Here is a 13,366-nt window from a genome sequence, read left to right as displayed (position 1 = left end):
AGTGTTAATCGGTATAGATGGATTAACATCTGGACGGCTATTTTAGGTCACATCTTCACCTCATTGCCAGTTTTTTTTGAGATAGCTCGCATTCTGCTGCAACTGAGATTGGAAATTTTTCCTGACACCGGCGGCAAGCTGCACATTTATATTTTGCATTTTAGGTGGGTTATCGGTATAAAACGCCGCGCGCGGCTCATACAAAAAAGCACACGTCATTTTTCGTGTTGCCACTTCCAGCCGGGCTAAGACTTTTGCTTTGGCTTGAGGTTCGTCTTTCGGGGCGGCCGTGGAGGTGATACGAGATAATGAACCGTTGTATTCTGCTGATTCTACCGTGCCGTCCTGGCGCGACGATGTTCCCCGCAACCCCCCATTCTGCTTTGCATACCAGCCGATGTTATACCCATTTCGGCGCTACTCAGGACTCCCGAGCCGGTAGGTAACGGAACACTGAACAAGGGCGCTCTTGTCACAACAAGAGTTTTCTCGTGGTTTCTCTGAACCGTCATAATGTGTTCAGGTGCTTGTTTTATAATGATATGAATAAGAAACCGGTCGCACAGTCGGAGCGTCAGCAGGTTCTGCTGCCTATTCAGGCTGTATATGGGTTGTTATCGCAACGTCACGCTGCGATAGTAGTTAACTGTTTTACACTTGTTATAAATAATTGAGGTTCGCTATGTCTGACGACATTTCATTCGATTCGCATTCGTCAGCAGGCGAACGCGGTGTACTACGTTCCATGCAGGAGGTTGCGATGAGCTCCCAGGAAGCCAGCAAAATGCTACGCACATACAACATTGCCTGGTGGGGCAATAACTACTACGACGTCAACGAGCTTGGCCACATCAGCGTCTGCCCAGACCCGGATGTACCGGAAGCACGCGTTGACCTCGCCGAGTTGGTAAAAGCCCGTGAAGCACAGGGGCAACGTCTGCCTGCGTTGTTCTGCTTCCCGCAGATCCTGCAGCATCGTCTGCGTTCGATTAACGCGGCGTTCAAACGTGCGCGTGAATCTTACGGCTATAACGGCGACTACTTCCTGGTTTACCCAATTAAGGTTAACCAGCATCGCCGCGTGATTGAATCGTTGATCCACTCCGGGGAACCGCTGGGGCTGGAAGCCGGTTCTAAAGCTGAATTGATGGCCGTGCTGGCGCACGCGGGCATGACCCGTAGCGTGATCGTCTGTAACGGCTATAAAGACCGCGAATACATTCGTCTGGCGCTGGTCGGCGAGAAGATGGGCCACAAGGTCTATCTGGTCATCGAAAAGATGTCTGAAATTGCCATCGTGCTGGAAGAAGCCGAGCGCCTGAACGTGGTGCCACGCCTTGGCGTGCGTGCGCGTCTGGCTTCTCAGGGTTCCGGTAAGTGGCAGTCCTCCGGCGGTGAAAAATCCAAGTTCGGCCTGGCGGCAAACCAGGTTCTGCAACTGGTGGAAATCCTGCGTGAACGCGGTCGTCTGGATAGCATCCAACTGCTGCACTTCCACCTCGGTTCGCAGATGGCGAACATTCGCGATATCGCGACCGGCGTACGTGAATCCGCCCGTTTCTACGTTGAGCTGCACAAACTTGGCGTCAACATTCAGTGCTTCGACGTGGGCGGTGGCCTGGGTGTGGACTACGAAGGTACCCGCTCGCAGTCCGACTGCTCCGTGAACTACGGCCTGAACGAATACGCCAACAACATCATCTGGGCGATTGGCGATGCGTGTGAAGAGCACGGCCTGCCGCACCCGACGGTGATTACCGAGTCCGGTCGTGCGGTGACCGCGCACCACACGGTGCTGGTGTCTAACATTATCGGCGTTGAACGTAGCGAACATACCGAAGCAACACCGCCTGCTGATGATGCGCCACGCGCGCTGCAAAGCATGTGGGAAACCTGGCAGGAGATGCACGAGCCGGGCAACCGCCGCTCGCTGCGCGAATGGCTGCACGACAGCCAGATGGACCTGCACGATATTCACGTCGGCTACTCTTCAGGCTCCTTTAGCCTGCACGAGCGCGCGTGGGCCGAGCAGCTCTACCTGAACATGTGTCACGAAGTGCAGAAGCAGCTCGACCCGAGCAACCGCGCACACCGTCCAATTATCGACGAGCTGCAAGAGCGTATGGCGGATAAGATTTACGTCAACTTCTCGCTGTTCCAGTCGATGCCGGATGCGTGGGGTATCGATCAGCTGTTCCCGGTGATGCCGCTGGAAGGGTTGAATCAGGTGCCAGAGCGCCGCGCGGTGCTGCTGGATATTACCTGTGACTCCGACGGTGCTATCGACCACTACGTCGACGGCGACGGGATTGCGACCACCATGCCAATGCCGGAATACGACCCGGAGAACCCGCCGATGCTGGGCTTCTTTATGGTAGGGGCGTATCAGGAGATCCTCGGCAACATGCACAACCTGTTCGGCGATACCGAAGCGGTTGACGTGTTCGTCTTCCCTGACGGCAGCGTGGAAGTTGAGCTGTCTGATGAAGGCGATACGGTGGCGGACATGCTGCAATACGTGCAGCTGGATCCGAACACCCTGCTGACGCAGTTCCGTGACCAGGTGAAAAACACCGATCTCGACGCCGAGCTGCAGCAGCAGTTCCTGGAAGAGTTTGAAGCAGGTCTGTACGGCTATACTTATCTGGAAGACGAGTAAGTTTACGGGGCCCCTCACCCTAACCCTCTCCCTCAGGGAGAGGACCGGGGTGAGGGCACCAGGCGCACGGTCTCCGCTGCGCTTGAATCCGTACAAATTAACGGCGATAATCCGCCGCAAATATACAGTTACCAAATCAATCCCTTCCTCGTCGGGCCTAACGACGCGGAGGGGATTTTTTTTACAGCGATTTTAAAAGAGGTCAGCATATGAGCACCTTAGGTCATCAATACGATAACTCCCTGGTTTCCAACGCGTTTGGTTTTCTTCGTCTGCCGATGAACTTCATGCCGTACGACAGCGACGCGGATTGGGTCATTACTGGCGTACCGTTTGATATGGCGACCTCAGGTCGTGCCGGTGGCCGTCACGGCCCGGCGGCTATTCGCCAGGTTTCCACTAACCTGGCCTGGGAGCACAACCGCTTCCCGTGGAACTTCGACATGCGTGAACGCCTGAACGTCGTGGATTGCGGTGACCTGGTTTACGCCTTCGGCGACGCCCGTGAGATGAGTGAAAAACTGCAGGCGCACGCGGAAAAACTGCTGGCGGCCGGTAAACGCATGCTCTCCTTCGGCGGCGACCACTTCGTGACGCTGCCGCTGCTGCGTGCGCACGCGAAGCATTTTGGCAAAATGGCGCTGGTGCACTTCGATGCCCACACCGATACCTATGCCAATGGCTGCGAGTTCGACCACGGCACCATGTTCTTCACCGCGCCGAACGAAGGTCTGATCGACCCGAACCATTCCGTACAGATTGGTATCCGTACCGAGTTCGACAAAGACAACGGCTTCACCGTACTGGATGCAGGCCAGGTGAACGATCGCACCGTGGACGATATCATCGCGCAGGTTAAGCAGATCGTTGGCGATATGCCGGTCTACCTGACCTTTGACATCGACTGTCTGGATCCGGCGTTTGCACCGGGTACCGGTACACCGGTAATCGGCGGCCTGACCTCCGATCGCGCCATTAAACTGGTGCGCGGCCTGAAGGATCTGAACATCGTCGGTATGGACGTGGTAGAAGTCGCACCGGCGTACGATCAATCTGAGATCACCGCACTGGCGGCGGCGACGCTGGCGCTGGAAATGCTGTACATCCAGGCGGCGAAGAAGGGCGAGTAAGACCTTCGCGGAGGTTCCCCGGCGTCGGCGTAAACGCCTCGGCCGGGCTACGATTGACATGTAGCCCGGCCGAGCGCAGCGACGCCGGGAACCACTCAACGATTAAAACGCGTTAAACGGATACTCGACGTAAACGCGTACTTCATTACCGCTGACGTTATAGTCGCTGGCGTTGCTGGAAACGCGCAGCACCGAGTAGCGAACTTTAAACTTCAGATCTTTCGCCGGGCCGTTCTGGACCTGGTACTGTACCTGGTTAAACCACTCGTGCTCTTTACCGTTATTGGTTTCCGCCGTCTTGATGTTATCGCCGCGAACGTACGCCGTGGTCCAGCTCAGACCTGGTAAACCCAGCCCGCCAAAGTCCAGCGCGTAGGACGCCTGCCATGAACGCTCATCTTCACCGTTGAAATCAGACCAGTAAGAGTTCGCCAGCCAGATGGTATTGCCGCCGTCACCGACGCCGCCTTGATCCTGGTAGCTGCCGTAGTGATAGCCGGTGCTGCCGCTGCTCTGCTGGTAAGCAATTTTGAAGGTGTGAATATCCCAGATGTAGCTGGTGGCCAGGCTCCAGATGCTGTTGCTGCGGCCGGTATCCAGCGAGTCGGCGTATTCCTGCTCCAGACGAGAGTTATAGCCGTTGAAGTCGAAGACCAGCTTCTGGTCTGCCGCCAGCGGCTGAGCATAGTTCAGACCGAGATATTGCTTGTTCAGCACCTCTTCAACGTGGGAGGCGTAAAGCGCACCGCTCAACTGGTCGTTAAACTGATAGCTCGCGCCGCCGAAGGTAATGCTCTGCAGGCCGCTGTTGTGGCTATCGTCGCTTTTACGCTGCTCGTCGGTGAAGTAACCGGCGTTCACTTCCAGACCGGCGATCTCTTTAGAGGTCAGCATGGTCCCGGTGAAGGTTTCATACAGCAGGCGAGAATCGTCGGCGTAGAGAATTGGCAGCGTTGGGCGCTGGTTGCCGTAGCTCAGCACGGTATTGGAGAAGCGCATTTTAGCGGTCGCGCCGAATTTGGCTAAATCAGATTTCGCACGGCCGTCGTTATCCTGAGCGAAAAAGTCGATGCCGCCAGCGCCGCTGTTACCGCGACCGCCGTCCAGGCGCACGCCGTACTGAGCGATACCGTCTACGCCGAAACCGATAGGGCCCTGGGTGAAGCCGGATTCAAAGGTCGCGATAAAGCCCTGGCCCCATTCGCTCTTATCATGCAGCCCATCGCGATAGTCGCGTTTGATATAGGCGTTACGTAAAAAGAGATCCAGATGGCTGTCATCAATAAAACCCTGGCTGTCGGATTGTTGGCTTGCGAAAGCTGGCGCAGAGGCAATAATACTTAAAGCAATTAACGTTAATTTATTTTTCACGGAGGGAACTTCTCTGTTTATCTGACGGTCGAATTGTGTTGTTACCGTTCGGATAGTCGCCTGAAAAAGTGTCGAAAGCAATCATTGTATGAATGGATGTGTCGCGATGGATCGTGCTACAGGGTGCGTAGCGCCTGGATCTCGTGAATAGCTATGGACTATTTAAAAATAAGGTAAAAGAACTTCCTGAAAGGTAAATAGTATATTTTTTATTTAATATTCAGAATAAATGTTCGAGCGCTGCGGTGTTGGCTTATATATTTGACCGGGGCGACATCTACGTATATTTAACGGTTTGTGCGCTTAAATTATCAATTAATGCCGTTTAGCCATTATTAATATTTTTTGCTTATCAAAGCAAGGGGGACAATATTGCCCCCCTAAATAATTATTTAATGCCGTCCGCCTGCAGGCGATCGCGAATGTGCTGGGCGCGCTCCTGCGAGGCCGGGTGATCGTCAAACATCGAGCTTTGACGGCCATCTTCAAGCTTAGAGAGTTTCTCAAAGCTGGTGGCAAGCCCGGTCGGGTTGATCCCGCGTTTGCGCAGCAGGTCATAAGAGTAGTCGTCCGCCTCCGACTCCTGACGCTGGGAGAACTGCGAGTTCACTAGCTTCTCGCCAAGATCGCCAAGCTGGGACTGCGACAGGCTGCCGACGATGCCGCCAGCGGAAGCCGCCGCTGCGCGCAGGGCGTTAGTGCCAATCGCCACCTGCATCCCTTTCTTCACGTGGCCGAGCGCAACGTGGCCCATTTCGTGGCCGACAACCGCTTCGACTTCATTATCGTTCATCAGATCCATCAGGCCGCTATATACGCGGATGCAGCCGTTGGCCATGGCGAAGGCGTTGACGTCTTTCGCCACGTAGACTTTGTAGTTCACCGGCTGGCCGTTAATGTTATCGCCGAGCGCCGCCGCTATCTTATTGAGTCGCTGTACATAAGCGCTGTTTGCTGGCGCAATGGTAGCCTTACTGTCCATATCTTTACAGGCCTGGTCGCTCAGCGCCTGAACCTGCTGATCGCTCAACGAAAATGCCTGCAAGGCACCGGTACTCGAGCTTAATAAACCATTTGAATCCATATTCTGGCAGCCGCTCAGCAGTAAAGTTGCGCCAAACGCCAGAACCATCGCCCGTTTTTTCATGAGATTGCTTCCAAAGTCGTTTATCTGAAAATGCCCTGGAACTGCGCCGCCAGAGTTAGGCTAAGTATAAAGAATATCGCGGCTTACGGGCGAGGGGATTACATCTTGTTAACCTCTGTTCCAGAGATTTCTGAAGTAGCAAAAGGATGCTCCATGTACATGCTTTGTCGCATAGGTTACATTGTTGACACTTTTTTCTGGCAAAGCCCGTAACGTGCGCCTCTCGTGACGTTAGGGTTGCCTTCAACAGTCCGAACTGGAGTCAAAATGTCCTCACGTAAAGAGCTTGCTAATGCTATTCGTGCGCTGAGCATGGACGCAGTACAGAAAGCCAATTCCGGTCACCCGGGTGCCCCAATGGGTATGGCTGACATTGCCGAAGTCCTGTGGCGTGATTTTCTGAACCATAACCCGCAGAATCCGTCCTGGGCTGACCGTGACCGCTTTGTGCTGTCTAACGGCCACGGCTCCATGCTGATTTACAGCCTGCTGCACCTCACCGGTTACGATCTGCCGATCGAAGAGCTGAAAAACTTCCGTCAGCTGCACTCCAAAACCCCAGGTCACCCGGAAGTGGGTTACACCGCTGGTGTTGAAACCACTACCGGCCCGCTGGGCCAGGGCATCGCCAACGCCGTAGGTATGGCGATTGCAGAAAAAACGCTGGCGGCGCAGTTCAACCGCCCTGGTCACGACATCGTTGACCACTTCACCTATGCGTTCATGGGCGACGGCTGCATGATGGAAGGCATTTCTCACGAAGTGTGCTCCCTGGCCGGTACCCTGAAACTGGGCAAACTGATCGCGTTCTATGATGACAACGGCATCTCCATCGACGGCCACGTTGAAGGCTGGTTCACCGATGACACGGCTAAACGTTTCGAAGCTTATCACTGGCACGTGATCCGTGGCATCGATGGCCACGATCCAGAAGCGATTAAACGTGCAGTAGAAGAAGCGCGTAAAGTGACCGACAAGCCATCCCTGCTGATGTGCAAAACCGTTATCGGTTTCGGTTCGCCAAACAAAGCGGGCACCCACGACTCCCACGGTGCGCCGCTGGGCGAAGCCGAAGTGGCGCTGACCCGCGAAAAACTGGGCTGGAAATACGGTCCGTTTGAAATCCCGGCTGACATCTACGCGCAGTGGGATGCGAAAGCAGCAGGTCAGGCGAAAGAAGCCGCATGGAACGACAAATTCGCGGCTTACGCTAAAGCCTTCCCACAGGAAGCAGCAGAATTCACCCGTCGTATGAAAGGTGACATGCCGTCTGACTTCGACGCGAAAGCGAACGAATTCATCGCTAAGCTGCAGGCTAATCCGGCGAAAATCGCCAGCCGTAAAGCTTCCCAGAACGCTATCGAAGCCTTCGGTCCTCTGCTGCCTGAATTCCTCGGCGGCTCCGCTGACCTGGCACCTTCTAACCTGACCATCTGGTCCGGCTCTAAGGCTATCAACGAAGATATCGCGGGTAACTACATCCATTACGGCGTGCGTGAATTCGGTATGACCGCCATTGCCAACGGTATCTCCCTGCACGGTGGTTTCCTGCCGTACACCTCTACCTTCCTGATGTTCGTTGAATATGCCCGTAACGCGGTGCGTATGGCAGCGCTGATGAAGAAACGCCAGGTGATGGTCTACACCCACGACTCCATCGGTCTGGGCGAAGATGGCCCAACTCACCAGCCGGTAGAGCAGATCGCTTCCCTGCGCGTGACCCCGAACATGAGCACCTGGCGCCCATGTGACCAGGTTGAATCCGCGATTGCGTGGAAATATGGCGTAGAGCGTCACGACGGCCCAACCGCGCTGATCCTCTCCCGTCAGAACCTGGCGCAGCAGGAACGTACTGAAGCGCAGCTGGCGAACGTGGCGCGTGGTGGTTACGTGCTGAAAGACAGCGACGGCCAGCCGCAAATCATCCTGATTGCGACCGGTTCCGAAGTTGAGCTGGCCGTTGCCGCTTACGAAAAACTGACCGCAGAAGGCGTGAAGGCGCGCGTGGTGTCCATGCCGTCTACCGACGCATTCGACAAGCAGGACGCGGCTTACCGTGAATCCGTACTGCCGAAAGCGGTCTCTGCACGCGTCGCTATCGAAGCGGGCATCGCGGACTACTGGTTCAAATACGTGGGCCTGAACGGCGCAATCGTCGGCATGACCACCTTCGGTGAGTCTGCGCCAGCGGATCTGCTGTTCAAAGAGTTCGGCTTCACCGTTGAGAACGTGCTCGCGAAAGCGAAATCCCTGCTGTAATCTGCGTTTTCTCTGAAATGAAAGGGTCGCTTCGGCGGCCCTTTTTGTTTTTCTCTGGAATTTCTTTGCACATTATTCCAATCAAAATGTGATGCATGTCAGATATTAGGCGTCTCTGTCTGGACAATCATTCCTTTTATTCCTTGTTTCGCTTATTCTAGCTGAAGCGTTTCAGTCGATGAATTGTTCGACATTTAACCAATCAGTCACTGTTTGTGGCGGGTGAGGTTTCCCAAAGCGTTTGGCTGCATTACTCTGTTTGCCACTTTGCATCGGGATAACCTTGCAGGAGACCTATGACCGTACGCGTAGCGATTAATGGCTTCGGTCGCATTGGACGTAACGTGGTTCGTGCTTTGTATGAATCCGGACGCCGTGCGGAAATCACCGTGGTGGCAATCAACGAGCTGGCAGATGCTGCGGGCATCGCGCACTTGTTGAAATATGACACCAGTCACGGGCGCTTTGCCTGGGATGTTCGCCAGGAGCGTGAACAGCTTTTCGTCGGCGATGACGCCATCCGTCTTCTGCATGAGCGCACTATTGAAGCGCTGCCCTGGAAAGAGCTATCGGTTGATGTCGTGCTAGACTGTACCGGCGTATACGGCAGTCGCCATGACGGCGAAGCCCATATTGCCGCTGGCGCGAAGAAGGTGCTCTTTTCACATCCTGGCAGCAACGATCTCGACACCACCGTGGTGTTTGGGGTCAATCAGCACGAATTGCGTGCGGAGCACCGTATTGTCTCCAACGCCTCCTGCACCACGAACTGCATCATTCCCGTCATCAAACTGTTAGATGATGCTTATGGCATTGAATCGGGCACGGTCACGACCATCCACTCCGCGATGCATGACCAGCAGGTGATTGACGCCTACCATCCCGATTTACGCCGTACGCGCGCAGCAAGCCAGTCGATTATTCCGGTAGATACTAAGCTCGCCGCGGGAATTACCCGTATTTTCCCGCAGTTTGGTGACCGCTTCGAGGCGATTGCGGTGCGAGTACCGACCATTAACGTGACGGCAATTGACCTGAGCGTGACGGTGAAAAAGCCAGTAAAAGCAAATGAAGTCAACCAGTTGCTGCAAAAAGCAGCACAGGGTGCATTTCATGGTATAGTTGACTATACGGAATTACCGTTGGTCTCAACTGATTTTAACCACGATCCGCACAGCGCCATTGTCGATGGCACGCAGACGCGGGTGAGTGGGGCGCATCTGATCAAAACGCTGGTCTGGTGTGATAACGAATGGGGTTTTGCTAACCGAATGCTCGACACCACGTTAGCAATGGCCGCTATTGGTTTCAGGCTCGACGCTTGAGCGTCGACAAAACTTTAAGTATCAACGAGAGGATTCACCATGTCTGTAATTAAGATGACCGATCTGGATCTGGCTGGTAAACGCGTTTTCATCCGTGCGGACCTGAACGTACCAGTTAAAGAAGGGAAAGTAACCAGCGACGCACGTATCCGTGCTTCACTGCCAACTATCGAGCTGGCGCTGAAACAGGGTGCGAAAGTGATGGTGACTTCTCACCTGGGTCGTCCGACCGAAGGCGAGTACAACGAAGAATTCTCTCTGCTGCCGGTAGTTAATTACCTGAAAGACAAACTGTCTGCTCCGGTTCGTCTGGTTAAAGATTACCTGGACGGCGTAGAAGTTGCTGCCGGTGAGCTGGTTGTTCTGGAAAACGTTCGCTTCAACAAAGGCGAGAAGAAAGACGACGAAGCACTGTCCAAAAAATACGCTGCACTGTGCGACGTATTCGTAATGGACGCATTCGGTACTGCACACCGTGCACAGGCTTCCACCCACGGTATCGGCAAATTTGCTGACGTTGCGTGCGCAGGCCCGCTGCTGGCAGCTGAACTGGACGCGCTGGGTAAAGCACTGAAAGAACCTGCTCGCCCAATGGTGGCTATCGTTGGTGGTTCTAAAGTTTCTACCAAGCTGACCGTTCTGGACTCCCTGTCTAAAATCGCTGACCAGCTGATCGTTGGTGGTGGTATCGCGAACACCTTCGTTGCTGCTCAAGGCCACAACGTGGGTAAATCCCTGTACGAAGCTGACCTGGTTGACGAAGCTAAACGTCTGCTGACGACCTGCGATATCCCAGTCCCAACTGACGTTCGCGTAGCGACCGAGTTCTCCGAAACTGCGGCAGCAACCCTGAAATCTGTAAACGACATCAAAGATGAAGAGCAGATTCTGGACCTGGGCGACGCGTCTGCAGAAAAACTGGCAGAAATCCTGAAAAACGCCAAAACCATCCTGTGGAACGGCCCGGTTGGCGTGTTCGAATTCCCGAACTTCCGCAAAGGTACTGAAATCGTTGCTAACGCTATCGCAGACAGCGAAGCGTTCTCCATCGCAGGCGGCGGCGACACCCTGGCAGCTATCGACCTGTTCGGTATCGCTGACAAAATCTCCTACATCTCCACTGGCGGCGGCGCATTCCTCGAATTCGTGGAAGGCAAAGTCCTGCCAGCAGTAGCAATGCTCGAAGAGCGCGCTAAGAAGTAAGCCATTCAAGGGCAGGGAAACCTGCCCCATTTTCAGCGCGCTTTATAGAGCTCGCACCTTTTCTAACGGCCGAAGATACAGGACTACGTAACATGTCTAAAATTTTTGATTTCGTAAAACCAGGTGTTATCACCGGTGATGACGTACAGAAAGTTTTCCAGGTAGCAAAAGAAAACAACTTCGCTCTGCCAGCAGTTAACTGCGTTGGTACTGACTCCATCAACGCCGTTCTGGAAACCGCTGCAAAAGTTAAAGCACCGGTTATCGTTCAGTTCTCCAACGGTGGCGCTGCGTTCATCGCAGGTAAAGGCGTGAAAACTGACGTTCCTCAGGGCGCTGCAATCCTGGGTGCTATCTCCGGTGCACACCACGTACACCAGATGGCTGAACACTACGGTGTTCCAGTAATCCTGCACACTGACCACTGCGCTAAGAAACTGCTGCCGTGGATCGACGGTCTGCTGGACGCGGGTGAAAAACACTTCGCGGCTACCGGTAAACCACTGTTCTCTTCCCACATGATCGACCTGTCCGAAGAGTCCCTGCACGAAAACATCGAAATCTGCTCCAAATACCTGGCGCGCATGTCCAAAATGGGCATGACTCTGGAAATCGAACTGGGTTGCACCGGCGGTGAAGAAGACGGCGTGGACAACAGCCACATGGACGCTTCTGCACTGTACACTCAGCCAGAAGACGTTGATTACGCTTACACCGAACTGAGCAAAATCAGCCCACGTTTCACCATCGCAGCTTCCTTCGGTAACGTACACGGCGTGTACAAACCAGGTAACGTGGTTCTGACCCCAACTATCCTGCGTGATTCTCAGGAATACGTTTCTAAGAAACACAACCTGCCGCACAACAGCCTGAACTTCGTCTTCCACGGCGGTTCCGGTTCTTCTGCTCAGGAAATCAAAGACTCCGTAAGCTATGGCGTAGTGAAAATGAACATCGATACCGACACCCAATGGGCAACCTGGGACGGTATCCTGCAGTACTACAAAACCAACGAAGCTTACCTGCAGGGCCAGCTGGGCAACCCGAAAGGCGAAGACCAGCCGAACAAGAAATACTACGATCCACGCGTATGGCTGCGTGCAGCTCAGGCGTCCATGATCGCTCGTCTGGAACAGGCTTTCACTGAACTGAACGCGAAAGACGTTCTGTAAGATAAACCTGATTCTTGACCAAAGCCCGCTGCATAGCGGGCTTTTTTATTGCCTTTTCAATATGATGGGCTGGTATGAAAGTGTGACCGGCTTGGCAAAATACTGATTTTTTGTTTACCCTTTATACCTGCCTGTACTTTTACGGGTCGTTTTTAGTTTCCCATCCGGGTATCCATAAGGAATATTGAATGGAAGATTTAAACGTTGTCGATAGCATAAACGACGCTGGCTCCTGGCTGGTGCGCAACCAGGAGCTCCTGCTGAGCTACGCCGTCAATATCGTCGCGGCGATTGCAATCCTTATCGTCGGGATGATTGTGGCGAGGATTGTCTCTGGCACCGTCAACCGCCTGATGCTGGCGCGTAAAATTGATGCCACCGTAGCGGACTTTCTCTCCGCGCTGGTACGCTATGCGATTATCGCCTTTACGCTGATTGCCGCGCTGGGCCGTGTCGGTGTGCAGACCGCCTCAGTGATTGCCGTACTGGGTGCCGCCGGTTTAGCCGTAGGTCTGGCGCTGCAGGGCTCGCTCTCCAACCTGGCTGCTGGCGTACTGCTGGTGATGTTCCGTCCGTTCCGCGCGGGTGAATACGTTGATCTCGGCGGCGTTGCCGGTACCGTGCTCAGCGTGCAGATTTTCTCGACCACCATGCGTACCGTTGACGGTAAAATTATCGTGATTCCGAACGGTAAAATTATTGCGGGCAATATTATCAACTTCTCCCGTGAGCCTGCGCGCCGTAATGAGTTCATTATTGGCGTCTCTTACGATGCGGATATTGATAAGGTTAAGCAGATCCTGACCCGCATTCTTGAAGCGGACAACCGCATTCTAAAAGACCGCGATATTACCGTGCGCTTAAATGAACTGGCGCCGTCTTCAGTGAATTTTGTCGTGCGCGCCTGGAGCCTGAGCGGCGACCTGCAAAACGTCTACTGGGACGTGCTTGAGCAAATTAAGCGTGAGTTCGATGCCAACGGCATTAGCTTTCCTTACCCGCAGCTAGACGTGCATATGAAGCCGGAGAATGCTGCTCAGCAGTAATCGCTTCCATGCGGTAATAAGGCCGGGCTGATGTGAACTGCACCCCAAAAGTTG

The 13,366-nt window shown here is 54.1% G+C and carries 11 protein-coding genes; 8 read left to right on the top strand and 3 right to left on the bottom strand.

Annotated features, from left to right (window positions below; all coding sequences use genetic code 11):
- Nucleotides 1-60: 60 nt before the first annotated feature.
- Nucleotides 61-369 carry a hypothetical protein gene (locus AB2B48_RS14035; RefSeq protein WP_255581259.1) on the bottom strand — a complete coding sequence of 103 codons (309 nt, stop codon included), beginning with the start codon at nucleotides 367-369 and terminating at the stop codon, nucleotides 61-63.
- A gap of 173 nt (nucleotides 370-542) precedes the next feature.
- On the opposite strand from AB2B48_RS14035, the gene yqgB reads away from it, so the two are divergent.
- From yqgB to speB, 3 genes are all read left to right on the top strand, one after another.
- Nucleotides 543-674 (top strand): acid stress response protein YqgB, encoded by a 132-nt coding sequence (gene yqgB / locus AB2B48_RS14030; RefSeq protein WP_185668313.1) that lies wholly within the window; start codon nucleotides 543-545, stop codon nucleotides 672-674.
- 8 nt (nucleotides 675-682) lie between these two features.
- The gene (speA, locus tag AB2B48_RS14025) at nucleotides 683-2,659 is read left to right on the top strand and encodes a biosynthetic arginine decarboxylase (RefSeq protein WP_185668312.1); all 1,977 of its coding nucleotides are present in this window, start codon (nucleotides 683-685) and stop codon (nucleotides 2,657-2,659) included.
- A gap of 209 nt (nucleotides 2,660-2,868) precedes the next feature.
- Complete coding sequence (gene speB, locus AB2B48_RS14020) at nucleotides 2,869-3,789, top strand: agmatinase (protein ID WP_123652553.1); 921 nt, start codon at nucleotides 2,869-2,871, stop codon at nucleotides 3,787-3,789.
- Between the two features lie 102 nt (nucleotides 3,790-3,891).
- Here the strand turns inward: speB and AB2B48_RS14015 are convergent, their stop codons facing one another.
- Nucleotides 3,892-5,160, bottom strand: a complete 1,269-nt coding sequence (locus AB2B48_RS14015; RefSeq protein ID WP_368299437.1) for an OprD family outer membrane porin — start codon at nucleotides 5,158-5,160, stop codon at nucleotides 3,892-3,894.
- A 388-nt stretch (nucleotides 5,161-5,548) separates the two neighbouring features.
- Nucleotides 5,549-6,307 carry a M48 family metallopeptidase gene (locus AB2B48_RS14010; protein WP_220439522.1) on the bottom strand — a complete coding sequence of 253 codons (759 nt, stop codon included), beginning with the start codon at nucleotides 6,305-6,307 and terminating at the stop codon, nucleotides 5,549-5,551.
- 267 nt (nucleotides 6,308-6,574) lie between these two features.
- Here AB2B48_RS14010 and tkt point away from each other — a divergent pair, with 267 nt between their 5' ends.
- The 5 genes from tkt to AB2B48_RS13985 all read left to right on the top strand — a co-directional run bounded on the left by tkt (nucleotide 6,575) and on the right by AB2B48_RS13985 (nucleotide 13,312).
- A complete protein-coding gene (tkt, locus tag AB2B48_RS14005; RefSeq protein ID WP_220439521.1) occupies nucleotides 6,575-8,566 on the top strand; it encodes a transketolase in 1,992 nt (663 codons plus the stop codon).
- Between the two features lie 296 nt (nucleotides 8,567-8,862).
- Entirely contained in the window at nucleotides 8,863-9,891 is a 1,029-nt protein-coding gene (gene epd, locus AB2B48_RS14000) for an erythrose-4-phosphate dehydrogenase (protein WP_220439520.1), read from the top strand.
- Nucleotides 9,892-9,930: 39 nt separating this feature from the next.
- Nucleotides 9,931-11,094, top strand: coding sequence for a phosphoglycerate kinase (gene pgk / locus AB2B48_RS13995; RefSeq protein WP_185669880.1), 1,164 nt, complete (start codon nucleotides 9,931-9,933; stop codon nucleotides 11,092-11,094).
- 92 nt (nucleotides 11,095-11,186) lie between these two features.
- Nucleotides 11,187-12,266 carry a class II fructose-bisphosphate aldolase gene (fbaA, locus tag AB2B48_RS13990; RefSeq protein WP_185669879.1) on the top strand — a complete coding sequence of 360 codons (1,080 nt, stop codon included), beginning with the start codon at nucleotides 11,187-11,189 and terminating at the stop codon, nucleotides 12,264-12,266.
- Nucleotides 12,267-12,454: 188 nt separating this feature from the next.
- Nucleotides 12,455-13,312 carry a small-conductance mechanosensitive channel MscS gene (locus AB2B48_RS13985; protein ID WP_368299436.1) on the top strand — a complete coding sequence of 286 codons (858 nt, stop codon included), beginning with the start codon at nucleotides 12,455-12,457 and terminating at the stop codon, nucleotides 13,310-13,312.
- The last annotated feature ends 54 nt before the right edge of the window (nucleotides 13,313-13,366 follow it).

The organism is Kluyvera sichuanensis (assembly GCF_040930405.1).
GTDB classification, from domain to species: domain Bacteria; phylum Pseudomonadota; class Gammaproteobacteria; order Enterobacterales; family Enterobacteriaceae; genus Kluyvera; species Kluyvera sichuanensis.
This window is presented reverse-complemented; position numbering and strand designations above follow the sequence as displayed.